The sequence below is a fragment of the Actinoplanes sp. NPDC051343 genome, from assembly GCF_044455125.1.
Lineage (GTDB): Bacteria > Actinomycetota > Actinomycetes > Mycobacteriales > Micromonosporaceae > Actinoplanes.
Window position 1 is genome coordinate 1 of the sequence record NZ_JBITEL010000031.1, and the last position, 22,947, is coordinate 22,947.

26 protein-coding genes are annotated in these 22,947 nt (G+C 68.4%); 16 read left to right on the plus strand and 10 right to left on the minus strand.

The window, feature by feature from the left end; translation table 11 throughout:
- The first annotated feature begins 284 nt into the window (after positions 1-284).
- From ACIA5C_RS47635 to ACIA5C_RS47650, 4 genes are all read left to right on the plus strand, one after another.
- Positions 285-662 (plus strand): DUF6650 family protein, encoded by a 378-nt coding sequence (locus ACIA5C_RS47635; protein ID WP_396067837.1) that lies wholly within the window; start codon positions 285-287, stop codon positions 660-662.
- Positions 663-996: 334 nt separating this feature from the next.
- Complete coding sequence (locus ACIA5C_RS47640) at positions 997-1,212, plus strand: DNA-binding protein (RefSeq protein ID WP_396067839.1); 216 nt, start codon at positions 997-999, stop codon at positions 1,210-1,212.
- Between the two features lie 44 nt (positions 1,213-1,256).
- Complete coding sequence (locus tag ACIA5C_RS47645; RefSeq protein ID WP_396067841.1) at positions 1,257-1,412, plus strand: hypothetical protein; 156 nt, start codon at positions 1,257-1,259, stop codon at positions 1,410-1,412.
- A gap of 142 nt (positions 1,413-1,554) precedes the next feature.
- Entirely contained in the window at positions 1,555-2,376 is an 822-nt protein-coding gene (locus tag ACIA5C_RS47650) for a transposase family protein (protein WP_396067843.1), read from the plus strand.
- Positions 2,377-2,460: 84 nt separating this feature from the next.
- Here ACIA5C_RS47650 and ACIA5C_RS47655 read toward each other — a convergent pair whose 3' ends face one another.
- Entirely contained in the window at positions 2,461-2,919 is a 459-nt protein-coding gene (locus ACIA5C_RS47655; protein WP_396067845.1) for a hypothetical protein, read from the minus strand.
- Positions 2,916-3,311: a hypothetical protein gene (locus ACIA5C_RS47660; RefSeq protein WP_396067847.1), complete on the minus strand. Its 396-nt coding sequence runs from the start codon at positions 3,309-3,311 to the stop codon at positions 2,916-2,918. Before ACIA5C_RS47660 ends, ACIA5C_RS47655 begins: the two co-directional genes overlap by 4 nt.
- Positions 3,312-3,579: 268 nt before the next feature.
- Here ACIA5C_RS47660 and ACIA5C_RS47665 point away from each other — a divergent pair, with 268 nt between their 5' ends.
- Positions 3,580-4,467, plus strand: coding sequence for a nucleoside 2-deoxyribosyltransferase (locus tag ACIA5C_RS47665; RefSeq protein WP_396067899.1), 888 nt, complete (start codon positions 3,580-3,582; stop codon positions 4,465-4,467).
- Positions 4,468-4,492: 25 nt separating this feature from the next.
- Here the strand turns inward: ACIA5C_RS47665 and ACIA5C_RS47670 are convergent, their stop codons facing one another.
- Positions 4,493-4,714, minus strand: coding sequence for a hypothetical protein (locus tag ACIA5C_RS47670; protein WP_396067849.1), 222 nt, complete (start codon positions 4,712-4,714; stop codon positions 4,493-4,495).
- Between the two features lie 21 nt (positions 4,715-4,735).
- Here ACIA5C_RS47670 and ACIA5C_RS47675 point away from each other — a divergent pair, with 21 nt between their 5' ends.
- The 4 genes from ACIA5C_RS47675 to ACIA5C_RS47690 all read left to right on the plus strand — a co-directional run bounded on the left by ACIA5C_RS47675 (position 4,736) and on the right by ACIA5C_RS47690 (position 6,701).
- Positions 4,736-4,963: a hypothetical protein gene (locus tag ACIA5C_RS47675; RefSeq protein WP_396067851.1), complete on the plus strand. Its 228-nt coding sequence runs from the start codon at positions 4,736-4,738 to the stop codon at positions 4,961-4,963.
- Positions 4,964-5,043: 80 nt separating this feature from the next.
- Positions 5,044-5,349, plus strand: coding sequence for a MazG-like family protein (locus ACIA5C_RS47680; protein ID WP_396067853.1), 306 nt, complete (start codon positions 5,044-5,046; stop codon positions 5,347-5,349).
- A 293-nt stretch (positions 5,350-5,642) separates the two neighbouring features.
- On the plus strand, positions 5,643-6,047 hold the full coding sequence (locus tag ACIA5C_RS47685) for a hypothetical protein (RefSeq protein WP_396067855.1): 405 nt from the start codon (positions 5,643-5,645) through the stop codon (positions 6,045-6,047).
- 159 nt (positions 6,048-6,206) lie between these two features.
- On the plus strand, positions 6,207-6,701 hold the full coding sequence (locus tag ACIA5C_RS47690; protein ID WP_396067857.1) for a hypothetical protein: 495 nt from the start codon (positions 6,207-6,209) through the stop codon (positions 6,699-6,701).
- Here the strand turns inward: ACIA5C_RS47690 and ACIA5C_RS47695 are convergent.
- Complete coding sequence (locus tag ACIA5C_RS47695) at positions 6,601-7,674, minus strand: flavoprotein (protein WP_396067859.1); 1,074 nt, start codon at positions 7,672-7,674, stop codon at positions 6,601-6,603. The two genes, ACIA5C_RS47690 and ACIA5C_RS47695, sit on opposite strands and share 101 nt — an antisense overlap.
- Here ACIA5C_RS47695 and ACIA5C_RS47700 point away from each other — a divergent pair.
- From ACIA5C_RS47700 to ACIA5C_RS47710, 3 genes are all read left to right on the plus strand, one after another.
- A complete protein-coding gene (locus ACIA5C_RS47700; RefSeq protein WP_396067861.1) occupies positions 7,633-8,457 on the plus strand; it encodes a helix-turn-helix domain-containing protein in 825 nt (274 codons plus the stop codon). The genes ACIA5C_RS47695 and ACIA5C_RS47700 overlap by 42 nt on opposite strands.
- 40 nt (positions 8,458-8,497) lie before the next feature.
- Complete coding sequence (locus tag ACIA5C_RS47705) at positions 8,498-8,842, plus strand: hypothetical protein (RefSeq protein WP_396067863.1); 345 nt, start codon at positions 8,498-8,500, stop codon at positions 8,840-8,842.
- A gap of 518 nt (positions 8,843-9,360) precedes the next feature.
- The gene (locus tag ACIA5C_RS47710; protein ID WP_396067865.1) at positions 9,361-9,951 is read left to right on the plus strand and encodes a hypothetical protein; all 591 of its coding nucleotides are present in this window, start codon (positions 9,361-9,363) and stop codon (positions 9,949-9,951) included.
- 5 nt (positions 9,952-9,956) lie between these two features.
- On the opposite strand, the gene ACIA5C_RS47715 is transcribed toward ACIA5C_RS47710, so the two are convergent.
- On the minus strand, positions 9,957-10,223 hold the full coding sequence (locus tag ACIA5C_RS47715) for a hypothetical protein (protein ID WP_396067867.1): 267 nt from the start codon (positions 10,221-10,223) through the stop codon (positions 9,957-9,959).
- A gap of 218 nt (positions 10,224-10,441) precedes the next feature.
- Here ACIA5C_RS47715 and ACIA5C_RS47720 point away from each other — a divergent pair, with 218 nt between their 5' ends.
- The 4 genes from ACIA5C_RS47720 to ACIA5C_RS47735 all read left to right on the plus strand — a co-directional run bounded on the left by ACIA5C_RS47720 (position 10,442) and on the right by ACIA5C_RS47735 (position 15,855).
- A complete protein-coding gene (locus ACIA5C_RS47720) occupies positions 10,442-11,119 on the plus strand; it encodes a metal-dependent phosphohydrolase (protein ID WP_396067869.1) in 678 nt (225 codons plus the stop codon).
- A gap of 469 nt (positions 11,120-11,588) precedes the next feature.
- The gene (locus tag ACIA5C_RS47725) at positions 11,589-12,404 is read left to right on the plus strand and encodes an SAM-dependent methyltransferase (RefSeq protein ID WP_396067871.1); all 816 of its coding nucleotides are present in this window, start codon (positions 11,589-11,591) and stop codon (positions 12,402-12,404) included.
- Between the two features lie 287 nt (positions 12,405-12,691).
- Positions 12,692-14,491 carry a putative bifunctional diguanylate cyclase/phosphodiesterase gene (locus tag ACIA5C_RS47730; protein WP_396067873.1) on the plus strand — a complete coding sequence of 600 codons (1,800 nt, stop codon included), beginning with the start codon at positions 12,692-12,694 and terminating at the stop codon, positions 14,489-14,491.
- A 1,019-nt stretch (positions 14,492-15,510) separates the two neighbouring features.
- Positions 15,511-15,855: an Lsr2 family protein gene (locus tag ACIA5C_RS47735; RefSeq protein ID WP_396067875.1), complete on the plus strand. Its 345-nt coding sequence runs from the start codon at positions 15,511-15,513 to the stop codon at positions 15,853-15,855.
- Between the two features lie 230 nt (positions 15,856-16,085).
- Here the strand turns inward: ACIA5C_RS47735 and ACIA5C_RS47740 are convergent, their stop codons facing one another.
- From ACIA5C_RS47740 to ACIA5C_RS47760, 5 genes are all read right to left on the minus strand, one after another.
- Positions 16,086-16,589 carry a hypothetical protein gene (locus ACIA5C_RS47740; protein ID WP_396067877.1) on the minus strand — a complete coding sequence of 168 codons (504 nt, stop codon included), beginning with the start codon at positions 16,587-16,589 and terminating at the stop codon, positions 16,086-16,088.
- A gap of 155 nt (positions 16,590-16,744) precedes the next feature.
- On the minus strand, positions 16,745-20,074 hold the full coding sequence (locus ACIA5C_RS47745; RefSeq protein WP_396067879.1) for an error-prone DNA polymerase: 3,330 nt from the start codon (positions 20,072-20,074) through the stop codon (positions 16,745-16,747).
- Positions 20,071-21,591: a DNA polymerase Y family protein gene (locus ACIA5C_RS47750; RefSeq protein WP_396067881.1), complete on the minus strand. Its 1,521-nt coding sequence runs from the start codon at positions 21,589-21,591 to the stop codon at positions 20,071-20,073. Before ACIA5C_RS47750 ends, ACIA5C_RS47745 begins: the two co-directional genes overlap by 4 nt.
- On the minus strand, positions 21,588-22,124 hold the full coding sequence (locus tag ACIA5C_RS47755) for a hypothetical protein (protein WP_396067883.1): 537 nt from the start codon (positions 22,122-22,124) through the stop codon (positions 21,588-21,590). The genes ACIA5C_RS47750 and ACIA5C_RS47755 overlap by 4 nt, the downstream gene beginning before the upstream one ends.
- Positions 22,121-22,816: a hypothetical protein gene (locus ACIA5C_RS47760; RefSeq protein WP_396067885.1), complete on the minus strand. Its 696-nt coding sequence runs from the start codon at positions 22,814-22,816 to the stop codon at positions 22,121-22,123. The genes ACIA5C_RS47755 and ACIA5C_RS47760 overlap by 4 nt, the downstream gene beginning before the upstream one ends.
- Positions 22,817-22,947: the final 131 nt, after the last annotated feature.

A 22,947-nucleotide genomic window follows, 5' to 3' on the forward strand; every position in this document is an offset into this window, starting at 1 on the left:
GGTGCCGCCGACGCGACGACAGCCAGTTACGCCGTCGGATACGGCAGCCCCTCGCAGTTCAGCCGGGACTACAAGCGTGCCTTCGGCGCACCCCCTATCCGGGATACCCGCCGGCTCGTTCAGGAGATGGCCGCGACTGTGGCGACCTCGGTCAACGACCTGTTCCGCTGAGGCGTTAACAGCGGGGGCCGTCCGGCGTTGTCGTCGTCTGTTGTCATCCAGTTAGTCACTCAAGCGGTCGACAGCGTCCATGGATAACGCCCAATCTGTGAGAGCATCGCTTCGTGGGCATACGCGTAACGGAAGTTTCAGTTCCAGCGTTCGGTGTCCAGTGGCAGACGACTCCCGGTGACAAAGCAACCGCTGGCCGAGTGATCGGCTACCTGGAAGACCGGCGAGTTCTCTTTGGCTGGCGACACCGCGGAGACGAGATGCATTGCGTCCGTTCCGCACTTGAGATCCGTCGGGTTCTGACAGAACAGCTGGATCTGGCGCAGCCGGGAAAGGATCTTTCTCGCAGCCTTCGGGCCATGCGCGCGGCTTGTCGCAAGTTTGTCGAGGCGGCCGGTCCAGACGCCAGCAACTTCAGCCGCCGTGCCGCGAACACCAACGCATTCGCACTTCCCTCGGCGACCTACGTACCACCATGGGTGTCCATCTAGCGCTTATCGCTCACACCTTCGATCTTGAGATCGAAGACGAGCTCGCCGACATTGTGCCCCCAGACCCAAACTCAGACGATGGCGAACCTGACTGGCTACCTGGCGACTGGCAAGCCAGCTGAAATCCGGTGACGACGCCTTGACCCCCAGGCAACTTATGATCTTGAATGACCTTGGTCAGCACTACGACGACCTGCGCTTTCAGTCCTCAGTCGTCCGTGGGAGTCCGCTGCGGTCTTCAGCGGTTGTCACCCAGCGCCGTTGACCGGGGGCTGGTGCTGGCGCAGCGTCGATCTGATGACGTCGATCAGCTAGTCTGGTGTACACTGGTCGCATGTCGCGTCTTCTGATGGGAACGGCAGAGATGCGTCTGCGACTTGGCGACATCAGTCGGCAACGCGTCTATCAACTGACGCAGCGCAAGGATTGGCCGGCCCCCTATGACGACTTGATCCAAGGGCGGGTATGGAAGCGTCAGGACATCGAGGCGTGGGTTCGCCGTCATCGGCCAGATCTCGCTGATCCGGGTAATACGAGTACTGAAGAATAATCGAGCGCCGGTACCGTTGGCCCGGCGCAACTAGCGTAGGGCGCGTGTTGGACCACCAACTGCTTCGCGCTCTCAAATCGGCTGCAACCCTGATTGAGAAGACGCGTGATGCCGACGTCTCCGATCTGACCGACGACGAGTTCGGCCAGGTCGATGATCTGCTGACGACCATCATTGAGGCTTTCCGAGTAACGATCTGAGCGCTCTGCGTGGTGCTTGGTGGTGGTCCGGCCTGTCGGGTGTGGACACGCCGAACGTGTTGTGGTGCAACGAGAGAGCGCAGAACCCCGGTAGGAAGTGGACTTCTCACAGAGCACTTCACGCCAGGGGTCCTGCGCCACTATGAGTGTCACATACACTGCCGTCCTGCCCGTATCCGAGGACACCGTGTTGTTCGTGTCCGGTCTGTTGCACGCGCAACGCCGACGTCTCGGGACCAGGGCGGGAACCCGTTCGCTGGGCTGTTACCGCCAGGCGATCCTGGTCCTGCGCCGGCTGCTCGACGGCACTCGGATCATCCAGTTGGCCGTCGACAACCAGGTCAGCCGGTTGACCGGCTACGCCTACCTGCACGAAGGGCTGAGCGTGATCGCCGACCAAGCTCCGGGCCTGAACTCGGTGCTGCTGGCGGCGAAGATGGCCGGCTACGCGCATGTCAACGTCGACGGCACGCTGATCGAGACCGATCGGTGCAGCACGCCCGGCCCGACTCCCGGGGTGGATCTCTGGTGGTCGGGAAAGCATGACAACCACGGCGGGAACGTGCAGGTCATCACCGCTCCGGACGGCTGGCCGCTCTGGACCTCACCCGTGCGTCCCGGCCGTGAACACGACACCACCGCCCTGCGCCACCATGACGTCCTGCCGCTGCTGAGCGCGTGGACCGACGACGATCTGCGCGTGCTCGGCGACCTGGGCTACGAAGGCGAGTCAGACACCATCACCATCGCGTTCAAGAAACCGAAGAATCGGTCCTGCACCGCCATCGAGCAGGAGTTCAACCGAGCCCATAACGCCGTCCGCGCGATCGGCGAACGCGGAAACTCTCTGCTCAAGACCACGTTCAAAGCCCTACGCAACGTCAGCCTCTGCCCCTGGACCATCAGCCGGATCACCGCAGCGGCACTCGTAATCCTGCACATCGAACACGGCCGGACCACCTGAACGAATCCGCTACCCACCGTCAACGGCCGTTGCTCGGAAAGCCTCAGTCCGTGCCCTCTGCGGCGTGAGCGGATGCGGCGGTGGTCACCTCTGGAGGTGTTCGATGGCGTCCGCCGCCACCGTCGCGATCATGTAGTCGTCAGCCAGATCGGACTGCACGTCGATCGCCGATCCTCGGCCGACGTAGCGAACGGTGAAGTCGATCTGGCGAAGCGACATCTCGTCGCACTCCGCGAGACTCTCCGGAAGGACGCCCACGAGCCGGACCTTGTCTCCCGGCTTGAACGGGGCGTCCTCCGGGGCCTCAGCGCGCAGGATGCCCGAGATCGTGTCGATGAGGGCTTCCAGCGGTTCCGTGTCCGCGCCGTAGTGAACGAGATGGCGGGCCTGGCCGAAGATGTGCTCGGCCTCGGCTCTGCTCAGATCGGCGAGCGCGTCGGCCGCGTCGACGGCCAGGACTGGCTCCTTCGCCTGGGCGAGTTGCGCGGCGAGCGCCAAAAGCAGGCGGTCGATGACACTCTCTGCAACGTCTTCCTCTGTCACGTTGTGACCTCTCCTCCCCAGGTCTGGAGTGTCAGGGTCTGACCACCGAAGTTCAGGTTGACGCCGATCACCTGGTCGACCTCGTTGCGTACTGGTTCCATCGCGACGAAGGGCTGGGCAACAACCGCAGCGAACGGCGGTTCGCCGGATGCGTCCCGCAACAACCAACGCGACCCGTACCAGTCGTAGTCATAGACGTCGAGCCAGACACGACTTTCCGGATCGGTCTCGACCAACTCCAGGGACCAGTCGCTTCCGCCGGCGAAGAAGATGCCCTGGCCGCCCTCGAACACGAGGTGGACCGGCCCGACGCTGAGATTGTCCGCTTCGCCGGGCTGGTGCCAGCTCAACCGTTGCACTCTCACCAGCTTGCGCCCGATCAGCATCTCCACCCTGGCTCGCCTCCCAGTAAGCGACCCTACGGGTAGCTCCATAGCCGCAGCGGCACGGACTCGGCGGTGTGATCGGAGGCGCTGATCGGCAGGTAAGCGCACGCGGGTCGGCATCGGGGCGCAGTCCACGCGGCTACCGCCCGGATCACCACCACCGGCATCACCTGGCAGCCCCCACCCCATCAGGGAGCCACCCCGCCATGTACTCAATCCCCACCGGCTCTTCGCCGCCCACGACCGGCAGCTCGGCGTCGCAGCGGCCACCGCCCTGGCCCGCCACACCGGACCCGACAACGTCTTCCTGCCCTTCTGCGACACCGACGAAGAAGACCTGGTCGCCGAGGTCAAAGGACGCCGCCTGTTCGACCTCGACCGGCAACGCCTCACCCACCTCGACGGCATGCTGGCCATCCTGCACGGCCCCACCCTCGACGACGGCGTCTGCATGGAAATCGGCTACGCCGCCGCCCTGCGCGTCCCGATCATCGTGCTCACCACCGACTTTCAAACCTACGGCCCGTCCAAGAACGGCCCCCCGCTCGCCTTCCCCGACCCCCTCGTCGAAACCGTCGCCGACCAGGTCGTACGCGCCCACCGCCTCGGAGCGCCCACCGAAGGTTCTGACCGGTTCACCGTCTTCGCCAAACGCAACGCCACCACGATCCGCGCCGGCATCGACCAAGCGGTCACCGCCCTCCTCGAGCGCGCCGCCCACCCCGCCTCCCAGACCCAGGTAGGCGGCGGTGGCGGCACCCTGTTCATCGAGCCCACCCCGTACGGGCCTCCGTCGACCGACTGGACCGAACTCGTCCGCGAGCACAAGGCCAACGCGACCGGCCAGCAGCGGCACGCCCGGCGGCTCACCAGCCCCGACCCGCTCGCAGCCGCCGCACAGGACTGGGCCGCCGCTACCGGCAGCGACACCGTGATCGCCGACCTGAGCGGACCCGAAACCCCACCCGGCGCCGCCCTGCTGATCGGCGCCGCCGCCGCGACCGGCCGCCGCGTGCTCGCCTACTGCCCGGGCCCCGCCTGGACCTTCGCCCACGGCCGCGAACCGAACTGGCGCAACCTCATGATCCAGTACGCCGTCACCGGGAAACTTGCCACCGCCTGCCCCCGCGCCGCCGTCGCCAGCCCGGCGTCGGCCCGCTGATGGACGTCCTCTGCCAGCTCGCCGCCTACCGGATCATCGTGTTCGAGGGCTGCGACGGCGCCGGCAAACGACCCTCGCCCAAACAGCCGCCAACCGACTCGGCGCCACGCTGATCCACGCCACCATCACCCCGCCCGGCGCCGACCTGTACGCCGCCTACCGCACCCTGTTCGATCAGCCGGGCATCCTCGTCTTTGACCGCTGCTACCTCAGCGAACTCGTCTATGGCCCGCTCTATCGCGGCCACGCCCGGCTCACCTACCAGCAGATGGCCGCGTTAACTCGGCACGTCACCGACCACGGCGGCATTTTCGTGCACGTCACCGCGCCACCGGAGCAAATCCGTCGCCGGCTCGCCGCTCGCGCCGAACCGAACCCGCCCGGCGTGAACGAGATCACCCAGATCTGCGCCCGCTACGACGACCTATTCCGGGTCATCGCCACCCTGGCCACCGTCGTTGGCATCGACACCAACCACCCGAACAAGGACCCGTGACACGCCGACATAGGGTTCCCCGCGACAGGCCAGCCGGATACTCTTCCACGGTTCTCGACCGTCGCAGACCGGAGGCCACCTTGGAGATCAGGTTCGCCCAGAAGCTGACCTGGGAAAACAAGCTCGCCAAGGGCCTCAACACCAGCGACGTACCCCTGGAATTTTGCCTCCTGCAAGGCGAAACCGCCGAAGCCTTCGACGCCTGGCGACGCAAACGCGAGGACCTCGGCGAAGAACTCGCCGACATGACGCTCTACATCATGTCACTCGCCGAGATGACTGGCATCGACCTGCAAACCGCCATCGAAGAAAAGCTCGCCCGCAACGCCAAACGCGAATACATCACGGACGAGAAATCAGGAACACTGATCAAAGTCGAGCCTTAACTTTCCGCCTGCCAGAGCGTCCGCTGGGGAGCGGTACCGCGACAGCACACGGCTCCGGCCCGCGCCAGCAGAGGCAATTCGTAGGCGGGCCGTGCCGCTACCATCTGCGGGTCGGTGATCAGCATCGGGGCCGCGTCCGCGAGCCCCAGCAAGCCGGCGCCCGTTGACTTTGCCCCCGCCTCGGCTTGCTGCCCGGCTCCGCACAAGTGCTCGGGCACCCGGGAGTCACAATGCGAAGGAAGGGCTCGGCGCCGAGCTGAGAAAGTGTCATACCCTGGCGCCATCATCGGGGTATGGCACAACCAGCCACGTCGAACCCCGGTCGCACTCTCGTGCTCTCTTTGGCAGAGGCTCGCATACGGTTCGCCCAGCTCGCCCGCCTGGCGTCGGTCAACCAGCAGATCACCGTCGTGACCGACGGCGGCCGGCAGATCGCCGTGATTGCCCCTGCGCACCTGCTGCACGGTGTCCGGACCCTCGGCGAGCGGCCGTCCAACCCGGACACGACGCAAGGATGGATCCGGCGCATCGAGTCTGCCCGAGCCGAAGTCCGCCGCCAGCTCGAACAGCGCACCACCCAACTGGAACAGGCCCTCGAAGAAGCTTGGCAGCTGCTCGACGCCCACCACCCGGCCGGAACCGACCGGAACGTTGACACGATGCGTGTCCTGCACGCCGATGTCCGCCGTGCCAGATAGCCGGACGCTGGGGAGAGGCGTCGATTCACGCCATGCGAGGGGCGGGTCAGCCGGTGCGGCTTGGTCGATGGACGCGGCGAGCAGAGCTGGCGGAGGTAGCCGACCTCTGTGCACCGGCCCGATAGGCTCGGCCTGTTTCACGGAGCTGGAGCTGAAGCGATGGACCTCAACGGGGACGCCGGCGAGAACGAGGTGATCCGGTTGTTGCGCCGGCAAGCCGTGGTGGCGCGTGGCCGCGAGCGGGTCCGGCTGGCGGCAGCCGCCTCGGTGGGGCCGGCCGCGCTGGCCGGGAGTGTCCTGATCTCCGCTACCGGGTTTGCGGCGCCGGGTTCGGCCGCGGCGGCATTCGTTCTGCTCCTGGTGGCCTTCGTGTTGCTCGTCGCCGTGGCCGGCTGGTGGATCGCGCGAGCGTGGACGTCGCGGATTCCGCCGTGGCCGCATTGGCGGTGGATGGCCCCGGCTGGTGTGGCAGCTTCGCTGATCGTGGTGGTCGTCGCTGTCGTGCTGCTGGCTTCGAGCTCACTGGCCGTCGCGCTGGTGTTCGCGCTGGTCGTCATCGGCGCTCTGGGGCTGCTGTGGGTTCGCCGCCTTGGCCTCGATCGGCGTTTCGACGAACTGGGGCACGAGGTGGCTGTGGCGGTGGGCTATCGGTAACCGCGTACGGCGAGGATCGGCGGGCTGGGCCCCGGCCGCAGATGTGCCGATGGGCGGCTACGAACACGCGGCACAAGCGTTTCGACCAGCCTTCTCCGGCGAGGCTGCGGTCGGGCGGGCAGCACCCTGACGGTGAGCTCGTCGTGCCCGTCTCCGGGATGCGTCGGCGTGATGGCCCTTGCCGAACGGCTCGCCCGTGCTGCTCGATGACGATCCCCGGATCCCACGAGTGGACGTCACCGACCGAGGCGTCTGCGTACTCCGCCGCTACCTGACAGTGCGGACGGCGTTGTTCAGCGCAAAACCTCCGTGGCCAGTGCCGTTGCGGCTTTCGTGAGGTCGGGCCAGGGGAACAAGTCTGCGGCGGGAGCGCCCATGTTCGGCACGGGCAGCGGCCAACGGTCGGATCGAACATGACATCGACGCCCCAGGAGCGCAGGAGCGCGACGCTGGTGTCGAACGCGGGATGGCGGGCCAACTTCATGTTCGGCGTGGGCACTGCGATGATCGGCAGCCGCATGCCGATGGCCTCGTTGAGCAGGCCGAGCGCGAGGGTGTCGCTGGCACCGGTCGCCATCTTGTTGATCGTATTGAAGGTGGCCGGGGCGATGACGAACGCGTCCGCCGGCGGCAGGACGTCGGGCTCGTCGGGCTGTTTCCAGTCGTAGCGCACGGGATGCCCGGTCAGCTGCCCCAGGGCGGGCAGGTCCATGAACTTGACCGCGGACGGGGTAGCGATCACGCAGACATCCCAGCCGGCCGCCTGCATAGCAGTGACGAAAGGCGGCAGGTCACCGGCGGGGCGCCCGCCGCAGGCCACGAGGTACAGCACGGGTTGTCCGGCGATTGGCATGGTGGCGCTCCTCATCGGCGTTTCGACCGGAATTTCTGGTGGGGTGTGGGCCGGCCGGTCGGGAGTATCGTCGCTGGCATGGTGGCGGACGGCCCGGACCGCGGCCCCGTCCTGGACCATATCGGAGTCCGGGTCCGGCGCTGGCGACTCAAACGCAACCTGAGCCAGCGGGTACTGGCCGGGCTTGCCGGTCTGAGTCAAGGCTATATCGCGCAGATCGAGACCGGCATCGCGCCGCTAGACAAACGCAGCACCCAGCTGGCGCTGGCCCGGGCCTTGCAGGTGTCGCTGGCTGACCTGACCGGACAGCCATACGACCCGACCAGCTTGGAACACACGAGCGCGGCCCGGCACCTTCCCTCGCTTCGGGCAGCGTTGGCTGAGCTTGCCTTCGGCACCGTCAATCCGGCCCACAACGCGATCACCGACCACGCTGAGACGATGGACGAGGTAGCACGGCTACACAACGCGTGCCGCTATGACGATCTGCTCGCCCGCCTGCCGAACCTGATCCTGGCTTTAGGCGGCAGACGCGATGACCCGGCCGCAAAGCGCCGGCTGGTGTGGGTGACGTATGCGGCGACCTTCGCGACGAAGTATCTCGGCCACGCCGATCTGGCGTTACTCGCCGCACAGCAGTGCCAGGCCGCCGCGGCGCAGCTGGACGACGAGCCGCAGTGGCGGGGCCTGGCCGAGTTCGCGATCGTGCACACTCTGCCGTCGGAGACCCGAGCGTTGCCGCTTCACCGGGTGGGTCAGGCGATCGATCGGCTGGCGGCTGCTACCGGGCAGCCGCAGGCCGGTCAGGTCTACGGCATGTTGCACCTGAGCGCGGCGATGTTGTCGGCGGTCGGCGGTCGGCGGCGACGCGACGCGCAGCCGCGAGCACCTGCGCGAGGCTGAGGCGCTCGCGGCGCGGCTGGGCGAAGGCACCTTCGGCCAGTTGTGGTTCGGGCCGACCAACGTGGGCATCTGGCGCCTCGGCGTGCTGGCCGAGCTTGGCGACGGCCGGGCAGCGCTCGCCCTGGACGCGGTCGACGTCACTGTGATCGGGTCGTCGAACCGGCAGGCAACCATGTGGGCCGACCTCGGCCGGTGTCTGGCTCAGACGGGCCGGCACGATGGCCAGGCCCAGGCGGCGTTGCTGAGGGCCGAGACGATCGCCCCGCAGCGGGTCAGGCTCTCACCGCTGGTCCGCGAGACGGTCGGGTCGATGCTGCGACGAGCCCGCCGCTCGGCCGGCGGCCGGCAACTGCAAGAGCTCGCTGCCCGTCTCGATACCACATAGGCCAGCGGTATTAGAGCTACTAATCATTTCGGCGTTCGGTCACCATAGCGTCACTCCCGTCAGACACAGCCGGATCTACCGGCAGCCTTTGACGGAGGTGACCCCGCGATGGCAACCGTTCTGACCGCCGGCACGGACCGGCGGATCGGCGCTGCCCCGGCTGCGACGCCGATTGAGAGTCTGCAGGTACGAGCCCGGCGGGTCCTCGACACGCACATCACGTCGAAGGCAACGAGGCTTTGCCGCGAGTGCGGGACTCCGGGCCCGTGCTGGCGGCGCGAGCCAGCCGTCGCGATCTTCACGCGCAGCCTGCGCCGCTAGCGCCAGCCGGCCTGGCCAAACACTCATCGCCGCCGCTCACCCGAACTCTGAGCGGACGCAAACCCCACCCCTCGGTCTGGTCCGCGCCACGCACGGCTGCCCACTGCGCCAGACGCTCACCAGGTCCCCGATTTCCGTGCCCGCGTCGCCCGTCGGCGCGGGGCGGGTGCCGCACCACCCGAGTGAAGGGATCCATCATGACGACCGACCTGGACATCGCCGCGATCGGTACGCGTGCCGCCCAGATCCTCACCGCGATCCAGCAACACCCGCTCCACACCCACCTGACCGAGTCGTCGCTCAAGTACACCTGCTGCTGGTTCACCACCACCGGCTACGCCACGATCGCCGACTGGAACGTCGAGCAGGACTCGCCGAAACTCGCGGTCGAGGGCCTGCGGGTACTGGCGCTCAAGGCCGCCGTGCTGGAGGCCACCGGCGACGAGAAACGCGCCGAACTGCTGGTCGCCGCACCGGTCGACGAGATGGTCCACGCGATCCTCGCCCAATGGAACGTGATGACCAAGATCCAGGAAGACCTCGGGATCCGGTTCGCGCACGCCACCGATCTGGAGGAGTTCGGATACGAGATCGGCGGCGAGACCGACCAGCTCTACGCCGCGGCCGGCTGGGGCGACAAGCCGATGCGGTACTGGCTGCCCACCAGCGAGGTCAACCGGCGCCTCGACGTGCTCGGACGGCTCTACGAGACGATCGGCATCCAGGGCCACGGCGCTACGACCAGTATCAACTTCGACGAACCGGCTTCGGCTTCGGCCGCCGGCTGATCTGGTCAGCGTCGGGTCAGCTCCCGCGACATCACCTTACGCATCGCCTTCACCACGTCACGGGAGTTGAACCGTTCGCCGGCCTCGCGTTCGGCGCGGGCGACCGCGCCGAACATCCGCTCCTGCGGAACGGTGCGCAGCACCGCGACGAGCCACCCTTCGAGGTCCTCCAGCTGCTCGGGCAGGTGGAGGGCTTCCGGGGTAGGAGCCGGGGCCGGGCCGTCGAGGTTCGGCACCGGCGCCCCGGCCGACGCGTAATCCCCGACCGGCATCCCGACGCGGCAGTCATGCACGCAGACCGGCGTGCCGTCCGGCCGAGCTCGCCAGCCCAGATCAGGCCGGTACTGCAACCCGGGGCCCGGTCGCGCAACCACATCGAACCGGCCCGGGCCCAGTTGCTGAGCAGGGCACACCGCGCACGTATCGGCTTCCCAGCGCGGTAATGGACCCGTCATACCCGACATGGTAGCCACCCCTCACGGAGGCCCTGATGACCGTCTTGTCCACCCCGCGCCACCCGCTCGTGAAGGCCGCGTTCCGCGACGCCCGCGCCCTCTACGGCGATCACCAGGTCGAGGACCGGCCCGCCCTGGCCCATTCCGCGGCGGTCGCTGCCGCGCTCGTGCGCCATGTACCCGACGCCAGCGCCGAACTGACCGCCGCGGCCCTGCTGCACGACGCACCCGAATTCGCCCCCGCCGGCGTCGACGTGCCCGTCTTCCTCGCCGGACGCTACGGCGAGCAAACCGCACACGTCGTGCTCGCACTGGCCGCCGAACACCAAGCCCTCGACCAGCCCGACCCCCCGATCGACACCACCGACTACCCGGTCCTGCTGCTCTCCACCGTCGACAAGGCCGTCGCCTTCCGCTCCAACATCGACCGCGCCCGCCGCACCGGCGACGCCGGCGCATACTTCGCTGCCAAGGTCGCCTTGGTGAACCTGCTCGACTACTTCCGCGCCTACCACCAGGCCGGACTCGGCCTGCTCCCCGAAACCCTGTGCCAGGAATACGGGCAAGCAATCAGCGGAGTCGACACAGCACTGCGAGAGCACGCCCGCACTACTCACATAAAACAGTCAGGCCATCCCGGTGCGCGAAGGAGGACGCGCGAACCTGGGTATTTAGCGTGTGTCCCTGCTGAAGCTCTTGGACATTTCGTCTAGCCTGCCGTGTCTCGTCACTCGTCCGTGCGCAAGCCACGACCGCGCTGAAGCCGTCGATACCTGGCGGCGCCGACGCGAGAACATGGCCGAATTGCTCGCCGACGCTGTCCTCTTCGTTCTGTCACTGGCGCAGATGACCGGCGTAGACCTCCAAGCTGCTGTCGAGGCACGCGAGTCCTCCCTGCGGCGAGAGAGCACGGCTTCCGCCAGTGCCCCTAGCTGCGCGGAAACTGACGCCGGAGACGCCACACAATCGAGCTTGACTCAGGTTCTGTATCGGACAGGTCCGCCGAGCACTGTGGATGTGAGTCGTGCTGATGATGCAAGATCCTGGCCGGTCCGGTTCCTCCGCGGCGTATCGATTCTTCATAGGATGGCCGTTTACCGGCTCGGGGCGATGCCGGGGTACAGAGGTGTTTCACGGCGGGCTGCCGGGCGGGTGGTGCCGTGAACCGGGACGGGGGTAGTGGTGGCTCAGCGGCCGGATTGGGTTCCTGAGGGTGTGGACATCGATGTGCCGAACGCGTCACGGGTTTACGATTTCGCGCTCGGAGGGGTCCACAACTTCGGCGTGGACCGGGAGTTGTGGCAGCGGGCGCTGGCGATCGTGCCGGATGCGGGAATGCTGGCGCAGGCGAACCGGGCGTTCTTGGGCCGGGCGGTGGAGTGGCTGACCGAGTCCGGGATCAGCCAGTTCCTGGACTTGGGCTCGGGTATCCCTACGCTGGGTAACGTGCACGAGGTCGCCCAGCAGATCAATCCGGACGCCCGCGTGCTGTACGTCGACGTCGACCCGGTCGCGGTGGAGCAAAGCAACAGCTTGTTGCAGGGCAACCGGAACGTGAAAGCGATCCTCGGGGACCTGCGGGATCCGCATGCGCTTCTCGCGGATCCGAGGCTGCTGGAGTTCCTCGACTTCTCCCAGCCGGTGGCGGTGCTGATGGTCGCCGTGCTGCACTTCATCACCGACGGGGAAGATCCAGCCTGGATCGTCGAGCAGATCGGCGCCGCGGTCAATCCCGGCAGCATCCTGGTGATCTCCCACGTCGGCCCCGACGTCACCGAAGAGGGCCGGCAGCGGCAGGAGACCGTCCGCCAGTTGTACGAGAAGACGCCGACCCCGGTCGCGATCCGTACGCCCGAGCAGATCGCCGGTCTGCTCGGTGAGTCCTTCGAACTGCTGGACCCGGGTGTGGTCAGCGCCGGGCAGTGGCGCCCCGACTCTGATGAGGAGGACGAGCATCCGCAGCCGACCGCCCTGGTCGCCGTCGGACGGCGCCGCTGACCGCGGTTTGGTCACCGGTTGTCACCCGACCGGGCGACGCACACATAGGAGTGGCCGCCGATCCGGCCGCCGGATTTGGCAGTTGGTGCCTAAACGGTTGCCGTGCGTATCCGCGCGGCTGGTCGTCCGTTAACCCCCTACCTGCGGTGATGCCAGCGCCGATGTATTCACGTCCGGTGCGGTTGGGGCGCGGCCGCGGATGGCGGCTGCTCTGTCCACGGTGCACTGTGTTCGACGGCCCCTTCAGGTGAGGTGCCGGGCGAACGCTGACCGAAGGACGGCCCCCTTTGACCCGTGAGCACCGCAGTGAAGGCGGCCGCCAGTCGGCCCTGGACGCTTTGGCCCACCAGTGGCTACGCGTCATCACGCCGCACGGCTTCATCCCCGGCCGCCGGGCACGCGCCCGTGAACGGCTGCGGCTGCTCGTGCAGCAGCTGGTCGACGCGGCCGACGCGCAACCCTTCGAGCCGTCCGCTGGCGCCCGTGTCGGTGCGGCGTTAATCGAGGCCCGGATGGCCTCGCCCGGCGTACTTAGCTCCACGCTGACCTTGCTGGCCCGGCGGCTGCCCGGGCTGGTCGGGCCCGGCGACCCAGACCGGATCACCGCGTTGCTCGGACAGCTCGCCTACGGCTTCACCACCAGCCTGCGCGATGTCGTGGTCGAGGCCAACGAGGTGCTCCACCGCAGCATGCGGATCAGCTGGGCCGACAAACAGCACCTGCTACAAGAGCAACTCACCCGGGCCCGGCTGCATGACCCGGTGACCGACCTGCCGAACCGGGTCTTCCTGCGCGAGCGGCTGAACGGCGCGATTCGCCAGGCACAGCCCGGCGAGCGGATCGGGGTTTGCCTCATCCGGATCGACGACTTCGCCGACCTCAACGACACCCTCGGGCACCGCGACGGCGACCTGCTGCTGGACATCATCGGACTGCGCCTGCGCGAAGTCGTCACCAGCCTCGCCCAAGGCGCGCCCCCCACCGCCACCCAGCCCGGCGCCGCCCACCGACACCTGCTCGCCCACCTCGGCGGAGAACAGTTCGTCTTCATGGTCACCGGCACCACCGGCCTGGACGAGATGACCAAGATCGCCGGACTGGCGCAGCGGGCCGTCGGCAACGCCCGCCTGCCCTGGATCGACGACTACGAGCTCAAGGTCAGCATGACCGCCGGGATCGTCGAACGCCCGGCCGCCGGCACCGACGCCGACGCCTGGCTGCGCGACGCCCACATCGCCCTGTCCTGGACTCACACCGAACACCGGCCGTACGCAGTCTTCGACTCCGACCGGGCCGAACAGGACCTGCGCCGGCATCGGCTCGCCGCCGCGATGCCGGCCGCGCTGGAACGCGGCGAGTTCGTGCCGTACTACCAGCCGATCCTCCAGCTGACGGACCGGCGGATCGTGGGAGTTGAAGCCCTCGCCCGCTGGCAGCAGCGCGGCCACGCCGTCCCGCTGGGCCCAGGCGAATTCATCGACGCGGCCGAACGTACCGGCCTGATCCGCCCGCTCGGCCAGACCCTGCTGCGCCAGGCCTGCCACCACGGCGCCCGCTGGCACGCGGACGGCCACGGCCTGCTGATCAGCGTCAACCTGTCCCCGCTGCAACTGGCCGACCCCGACCTACTCGCCGCGATCACCGACATCCTCGACGCCAGCCGGCTCCCCGCCGACGCCCTGCAACTCGAGATCACCGAAAGCACCGCAGTCGACAGCCCGACCGGCATCCTGAACGAGCTGGCCGACCGCGGGATCCGGCTGGCCATCGACGACTTCGGCACCGGCCACGCCAACCTCGCCGCCCTGGCCTGCCTTCCCGTCAACACGGTCAAACTCGCCGGTGAACTCGTCACCGACCTCAACGACCTCGACAACGCCGCCGCGGCCGCCGTCGTGCACCGCACCATCCAGCTCTGCCACGACCTCAACGTCACCGTCATCGCCGAAGGCATCGAAACCGAAGCGCAATACGCCGCCCTGCGCGCCTACGGCTGCGACTACGGCCAAGGTTTCCTGTTCGCCCGACCGGCCCCCACCACCGACATCACCGCAATCCTTCGCGACCAGCACAACGCCGGAAGCTGACCCGGGCCAGCAGCCGCCCGAGCAGGCGGTACAACACGCGAGGGCGACCGCCTAAGTTCGCTGTCTCCTCCCAACTCGCCCACCGAGGTTCCCGACGATCCGGCGCTACATCGTGGCACGCGATCACCACCACCGGGCCGCCCTGGAACTCCGGCGCTGGCTGACTGAGTACCTGCGAGCCTTGCTTCGCGCGGCTGCTCAGTGACCGCCTTCTCGACCGCGACAAGCAGTGTCGGAAGCTGACCAGCGGGGACGTCGCCGCCTTGAGCGAGGTCAAGGTTCCCCCACCCCGGCCGGCCAACGCGGTCTTGATCAGGTCAGGCGCGAAAAGCCCGGGGCCACGGGCGGATTCGTTGACCGCGACGGTCAGCGACGCCTTCGCACCCGAGCATGCCCAGACCGCGATCACGGTGGGACGGCCGGCGTCGATCTCGGTCCGGATCGCGAGCGCAAGAGCGCCCATCACCTCGCCGGTCGTCCCCGCGGGCGCCTCGGCGGCGACGTAGGCGACCCGCCACGGTCTACCGCCTGCCCGGCGATCACGCCCACGCGGCCAAGCAACGCCTGGGTCCGCAGCCCGAGATCGTCGTCTGTCTGCCCTTCGCGTATGGCCGCGACGGCTATCGCCAGGCCCTTATCGACCTGCGATACCAGTTTCCGCAGCTCCGGTGAAAGGAGCCGGACGAGACGAGTTGACGACAACGCCCCCACCTCCCGAGCCCAGTGCCTCGCCTGCGCGTCCGTAGACCGACACGTGGCGACGGCTCGCTCCGGTGAACGCTTCGAGGTCCCACCCGCCGTAGCGAGCACATAACTGCAGCGGCGGCGCGGTAGAAAGACATGATGCTTCCGCGTTTTTAAACTGGCGCTACTCGCCAGAGGCCGGCGCGTTCTCGGCACCACGACGGCCGGGGCTGCCGGCTGTCACGCCGACCGAACAGCGTGATCAACGTAGCGTCTATGGTTGACCATGGCCGCGTAATGAACGAGGTTTAGCGCGATTCGGAGAGTGAAAGACTATGTCCAAGCAAATCATCACCGTGTTGACGGACGACCTTGATGGCAGCGGCGCAGACAGGACCCTCGAGTTCGGGTTTGACGGCGTCAATTACACCATCGACCTGTCTGACAAGAACGTCGGCAAGCTCCGTAAAGCACTCGATCCATACCTGGCGGCCGCTACCCGCGTAGGCCGTACCGGCGCGAGCGGACGCATCGCTTCACGCGCCGAGGCGGCGCCCAATCGGGCGAGCCGGGAGCAGAACCAGGCGATCCGTGAGTGGGCCGCCAAGAACGGATACGAGGTGTCGGAGCGAGGGCGCATCCCGGCCTCAATCGCCGAGGCGTTCCACGCCAAGCGCTGACCAGACGACCCGCCGGCCGAGGAGCCGTGTCCGATCTAGGAGGGCGCGGTGGCTAGGAATCGTTCCAGCATGTGTCCTCGACCCGCCTGATCGCGTCGGGGAAGTCGTCTGGCCCGTCCGACCGAAAGCTGCCCCCACTCTTTCCGCCGGTCGAGCGTAGGGCTCAACCAAACCGCGGCGGCTCTGCAGGTGTCTTCCCGCAGCACAGGGTACTTGTCGTAGGCGCCCGCTCAAGCAGACTGTGCCCCAAGCCAGGTGGGTTCGTAGCCAGCCTCCAGGAGAAGTTCCAGAGGGCTCATCACGGCAACATCGAGTTCTCGCGCACGGCGGATCGCCCGATTGTCCAGAGACACCAGAGTCGCGTTCTGGGCGAGTGCCGTAGAGGTGATTAGGGCATCGTGTGCGTGCTTGCGGCTTGCGACGGTGATGCCGTCACGAAGCTGTTTGATGGTCGCGTCGTCCACGCCAGGTGCCGCCTGGCCGAACTCGGAAATGTCGAATAGAAAGGCACCTGTCGGGACGTTGACGGCAAACTCCAATATCGACGCCATTTGCTCCTTGCGAGCATCACCGACGCCGGCTGTGGCCTCCTCCCGGAGGATGTGGGTCGCCATGAGTTGGAGGCGGTGCTGTTCCACGGCAATCCGAAGGACATCGACCGCTTCGGCGTCGTTGTTGCGGCCGCGGTGAGCGAGGCAGTAGAGGGCGTCGTTGTCGAGGACCACGCGGCGCATCAGCAGACTAGATCTACGACTTGGCGAGCAGAGGTCATCGGCTATGCCTCCTAGATGGTCACCGCTCGTCTTCACGGCATCGGGAATTCAACCGTCAAGAGGCTAAGCGCCTCGGCCTCTCGGAACCAACCGATAAGGGATCCGCCACGCCGCAATCAACGGAAGTCGCGGCTGGCCGGACGCGTCGCGACAGTAAGTGGTCGGATGTTGTCGGCCATGAGGTTGCGGACGGTGTCGGCGACTTGGAGTTGGCCGCGGATGATCAGCGCGTTGTTGGTCCGGACGATGTGGCGGAAGTGGTGCCAGGCACCTTCGGAGACGATGACGTTGAGCATGCCGGTTTCGTCTTCGAGGTTGATGAAGGTGACGCCGCCGGCGGTGGCGGGTCGTTGCCGGTGGGTGACGAGCCCGGCGACCAGCACTCGGGTCTTGTCTTCCACTGCGGCCAGCTGGGCGATGGACGTTATGTGTTGCTGGTCGAGGCGGTGCCGGATGAGTTGGATGGGGTGGTTGTCGGGGGCGAGGCCGGTGGCCCAGACGTCGGCTTTGAGGGTGTCGGTGTTGTCCATGCCGGGCAGGGCGGGAGCGTGGTGTCCGACGGTGGTGTTCGGAAGTTTGTCGGGTTTGTCGAGGGCGGCGGCGCCGGCGGCCCAGAGGGCTTGACGTCGGGTGTGGCCGAGGCCGGTGAACGCGTCGGCGGTAGCGAGGGATTCGAGGTGTGCGGTGGACAGGCTCGTTCGTCGGGCGAGGTCGGTCATGCTCGCGTACGGGCCGCCGGTGTCGCGTTGTTTGACGATGCGTTCGGCGATGTCGGTGCCGAGGGTGCGGACTTGGTCGAGGCCGAGCCGCACGGCGGGCCCGCCGAGTCCCCAGGCGTGTGGTGGTTCGCCGGGCAGGGCCGCCCATCGGGTGTCGGGCCCGGTCTCGAGGCTGGCTTTCACTGCGGAGGCGTTGATGTCGGGGCGCAGGACGGTGACGCCGTGGCGGCGGGCGTCGTCGGCCAGGCTTTGGGGGTTGTAGAAGCCCATGGGTTGGGCGCCGAGTAGGGCGGCGGTGAACGCGGCGGGGTGGTAGCGCTTGAGCCAGGCTGAGGCGTAGACGAGGTAGGCGAAGCTCATGGCGTGGCTTTCGGGGAAGCCGTAGGAGGAGAACGCGGCGAGTTTGAGCCAGATGTCGTCTGCCACCTGCGGTGGGATCTGGTTGGCGGCCATCCCCTCATAGAGTCGGCTTTTGAGGCGTTCCATTTTGGCGGCGGAGCGTTTGGAGCCCATGGCCCGGCGCAGCTGGTCTGCTTCGGCGGGGGTGAATCCGGCGACGTCGATGGCCAGTTGCATCATCTGTTCCTGCCAGAGCGGGACGCCGAGGGTTTTCTCGAGGCTGTTCCGCATCAGTGGGTGCCCATAGACGGGTTCTTCGAGGCCGTTCTTGCGGCGGATATACGGGTGCACGGACCCGCCTTGGATGGGCCCGGGCCGGATCAAGCCGACCTCAACGACCAGGTCGTAGAAGCACGTGGGTTGTAGCCGGGGCAGGGTGGACATCTGCGCGCGGGACTCGACTTGGAAGACGCCGACGGTGTCGGCTCGGCAGAGCATGGCGTAGACCTCGGGGTCGGTGCAGTCGAGGTCGCCGAGGTCGAGGTCTTGGCCGAGGAAGTCGAAGGCGTAGTGCAGGGCGGAGAGCATGCCGAGGCCGAGCAGGTCGAATTTCGTCAGGCCGACTTCTGCGCAGTCGTCCTTGTCCCACTGCAACACGCTGCGGCCGGGCATGGTGGCCCATTCGACGGGGCAGACCTCGGTGACCGGCCGGTCGCAGATCACCATTCCGCCGGAGTGGATGCCCAGATGCCGCGGTGCGGTGAGCAGCTCGTTGGCGAACGTGACGACCTGCTGCGGGATGCCGGCGGTGTCGGTGACGGTCAGGTCGTGCCAGCGTTCGATGTTCTTGGACCAGGCGTCCTGCTGGCCGACGCCGTGGCCGAACGCGCGGGCGACGTCACGGATCGCGGATTTCGGCCGGTAGGTGATGACGTTGGCGACCTGCGCGGTGTGCCGGCGCCCGTACTTGCCGTACACGTACTGGATGACTTCCTCGCGGCGCCCGGATTCGATGTCGACGTCGATGTCGGGCGGCCCGTCGCGTTCCGGGGCGAGGAACCGCTCGAACAGCAGCCGGTGCGCGACCGGGTCCACGTTGGTGATCCGCAACGCGTAACACACCGCGGAGTTCGCGGCCGACCCGCGCCCCTGGCAGTAGATGTTTTCTTGGCGGCAGAACCGGACGATGTCCCAGACGACCAGGAAGTAGCCAGGGAAGTCGAGTTCGCTGATCATCGTGAGCTCGTGGTCGATCTGCGCGTAGGCGTCCGGGTGCGCGGCGGGCGGCCCGTACCGGCGCAGCGCGCCTTCGCAGGTGAGGTGCCGCAGCCAGGACGCCTCGGTGTGCCCGGCCGGCACCGCGAAAGGCGGCAGGCTGGGCCCGATCAGGGTGAGGTCGAACGCGCATTCTTCGCCGAGCCGGGCCGCGGTGGGCACGGCGGTGGGGTGGTCGGCGAACCGGGCCGCCATCTCGACGCCGGAGCGCAGATGAGCAGTGCCGGTGGCGGGTAGGTAGGGGTCGAGGTCGTCCAGCGACGACCGGGCCCGGACCGCCGCGACGACCGCGGCGAGCTGGTGACGGCGCGGCTGGTGGTAGTGCACGTTGTTTGTCGCCACCACGGGCAGGCCGCAGGTGGTGGCGAGTTCGGCGAGGGCGTCGTTGCGTTCCGCGTCGAGGGGCTGGCTGTGGTCGGTCAGCTCGGCCGCCACGTTCTCCCGGCCGAACAGGGCGACGAGCCGGTCGAGCTCGGTACGAGCCGCGTCCGGCCCGTGGCGGGCGAGGGCGGCAGGGACGTGGCCTTTGCGGCAGCCGGTCAACACCACCACGTGATCCCGCAGCCGCTCAGCGACCTCGTCGAGGTCGTAGACGGGCCGGTTCTTGGCCTGGCCGGCGAGGTGGGCGTCGCCGAGCACCGCGGCGAGGCGGTGATAGCCCTCCTGCCCGCGCGCCAGCACCAGCAGATGTCGGCCCGCCGGGTCGGGCTGGCCGGTCTGCGCCGCCGGCAGCCCGAGCGACAGCTCCACGCCGTAGACGCTGGGGATGCCGAGCTCGCGGGCCGCCACGGAGAACCGGACCGCCCCGTAGAAACCGTCGTGATCGGTGATACCGATCCCGGTCAGGCCGAGGCGGGCGGCCTCGACCACCAGGTCCTCCGGCGACGATGCGCCGTCGAGGAAGCTGTAGTGCGAGTGGACGTGCAACTCCGCGTACGGCACCTCCCCGGTGGTGCGGACCAAGGTGGGGGCGGTGAAGGGTTCGCGTTTACGGGAGAAGCCGGGGGCGTCCCCGCCGTCTGCGCCAGCGAGCGGGTCCGTGATGGCTGGGGTGCTGCGCATCCGGGCTTGCAGGTCGGCCCAGCCGATGCCGGGCTGGTTGCTGAAACTCAATCGAAGCGCCCCACCACGAACCAGCGGCCGCCGGTCAGAAACAGCAGCAACGCGACACCGTCATCCGTCTGCACCTGCAGCCGGACCCCACGCCGACCGGCCTCGGCATCCCACCAGCGTTCGACGACCGGCCACGGTCCCCACCACGACACCACCCGCGCCCGCCGGTCACCGACCTCGAGCCGGGCCGGCGGGCCGGTCATGGCGAGGCGCGCGCTGATCCCGACCGGCGTGCCGTCGGCGTCGAGCAGGTCGACGGGCTGGTCGGCGACGGTCAACGCCGGGTAGGGGGCGGGTAGGGCGGCTGGCCACGGCCCGGCTGGACGTGCTGGGGCACGTTCGTCGCCGAACGGCACCGCCGTGACCAGATGCTGGGGGTCGCGGCCGCCCGAGAGCACGCCGACCTGCACGGAGTCGGGGCCGAGCAGGCCCTGGACGCGGTGCATCGCCCGGTGCGCCCGGTCGCGGTCCGCGCCGGGCTCGCCCCACAACCCCGGCTGGAGTCCGCCTTGGTGCAGCACCCCCTGGGGGGTCAGGGTCAGGGTGGTGATGCCGGCGGTCAGCTGGCGGCGGGTCAGCCACCCCTCGAGTTGCCAGCGGGTGCGATCCGCGATCGCCTGCGCGGACAGCAGCCCGTCGTGGCGCCACACCCGCGACAGTTCCTGCCCGTCGGCGGTGACCACGCCGATCTCCAACCGCGTCGCCGCCAGGCCGTGCCCGGCGAGGCGCTCGTGCAACTTCACGGCCAGGGTGCGGGCGGCGAACGCGGCCACGTCGACCCGCTCGATCGGCTCGTCGAAGGTCTCCGACACGCTCAGGTCGGTCGGGGGCTGCCGCACTTCCAGGGGTCGGTCGTCGCGGCCGGCGGCCAGCCGGTGTGCGAGCGCCCCGTCCGTGCCGAACCGGGCCAGGACGTCGCTGCTCGGCAAGGCCGCGAATTCGCCGAGCGTGTTGACCCCGAGACGCTGCAGCAGATCGGCCAGCACGGGCCGCCCCAAAGCCGCGACGGGCAGAGCGGCCAGAAACCCCGGTGTGCCGCCCGGCTCGACGACCTGACCGGCGCGGGCGGCCAGCAACGCCGCGAACGTGCCGTCGGCGACCCCGATCTGCGCCTCCACCCCGGTCTCCGTGGCGACCCGCTCGATGATCTTCTCCGCCACCACGGTCTCGCCGCCGAAGTAGGCGGCCGGGCCGCGGGCGGCGAACCCGCACGCCCCCGCCCGCAACACCATCACCCCCGCTGCCACCTGCTCGACCGCGGCGAGCACCGGCTCGAAAAAGACCGCATCCCGGGCCTCGTCGGCGGCGACCACGACCAGCTCCGGGCACCGTGACTGCGCCTCCCGTTTCCGTAGGCCCGGCAGCACGCCACGCTCGCGCCCGGCCGGCGTGCACGCGATCACCCGGTTGGCGTGCAGCACCGCCAGCGGATCCAGTTGCCCGGCTTCTCCGGCCAGCACGGCCGCGGTCGCCGGCCAATCCGCGACCCACGGCGCCATGGTCCGGGGCGCGGTCACGACACGACCCGCAACCGCCGCGGCGCTGCCGAGGCGGTCTCGACCGGCAGGGCCTGGTCGGCGGGCAGCCATACCTCGGCCCGCCGCGGCCGCCCAGCGTTGCCCCGGCCGGAGACCAACACGTCCATCCGATGGGCGCGCAGCCGGCGCCGCCCGTGCCAGCTACTGGCCTCCACCGACATGCTCAAATTGGCGCCGGGCCAGCCCGCAGTGCAAGCGACCAGCACCGACTTACTGGTCCGGGCCCGCGCGGACAGATGCGAACTCACGCTCGCGGCCAACGACCCCTGGGAGGCGAACGCGACCAGGTCGAAGCCGTCCAGCAACGTCGCCGCGACCGCCGCCCCATCCGGCCCCGGATCCGGGACCACCGCCAGCCGCTCGAGGTCGACGCCGGCGTCCGCGGTCGCGGCCCACGACAGAGCCGGCACCCCAACGACGGCACACCACGCCCCGCCCTGCGACGCGCCGGCCAGCAACGCCAGCAGCAACGACGTCGCTCCAGCCCGCCGCGCCGACACTGCCACCGTCATCCCCCGGAGCAGACCACCCGGCAGCAGCCCGGAGAAGGACGGCAGTACCGAAAGGCGACGGGCGAGATCCGTCCGGGCAGTCTCCGCAGACAGCGCGCTAGCGGGCACAATGCCCAGCTCAGCCAGATCCGCGGTCGCTCCCACACCTCGGATATTAGAACACCTGTTCGGACCTGGGCGTGAAGAGAGACCGCGATCTCGAAAGCTCCTGCTTTGACTGTCAGGGCGATCAGGCACTCTCGGCGCAAGTCGGGGCCGCACGCTGAGGTGGTGGCGAGGGGGCCGCGTCGGCGACGAACTGGCGCCGACGGTCCGGGCGTCATCAGGCCGACGTCGACGATGAACGCGGCGGCGCCCGAGCGTCGCTGCACCCGTGGTGCCCGCGCCGGAAGGGCTGCGACAGTAGCGGCGTTCAGGCTGGTGGGCGTTACCAGCAGTTCGGTCACTGGGCTGGTAAAGCGCAGCTTGACCGACTGAACCGCCGACCACGGCAAGAACACCGGCTGGCAGCCGGTAGCTGCCAACTCCAAGCCGGAGGCCGAGGCGCGTATCCAGCCGGGATGGTGGCCGGCGCGGAGGACGGCCCCGGTTGCTCCCCCGATCGCCGTCAACAGCACGACAATCACCGTTTCAGTGAAGTCCCACGCGGCCAGCGAGAGGCCGACCGCGGTCCCGTGGACCAGCAGAAACATGGGCGTCAACATCAGTGCCGTCCCCACCACAGCCGCGACCGGCGCAGACGGAATGTCACCGCGTCGCCGGCTGGTGCGGGGATGAGGTCAACGGTGGCCATCAGGGAAGTATCCGCAGCCTGACTTGCCGT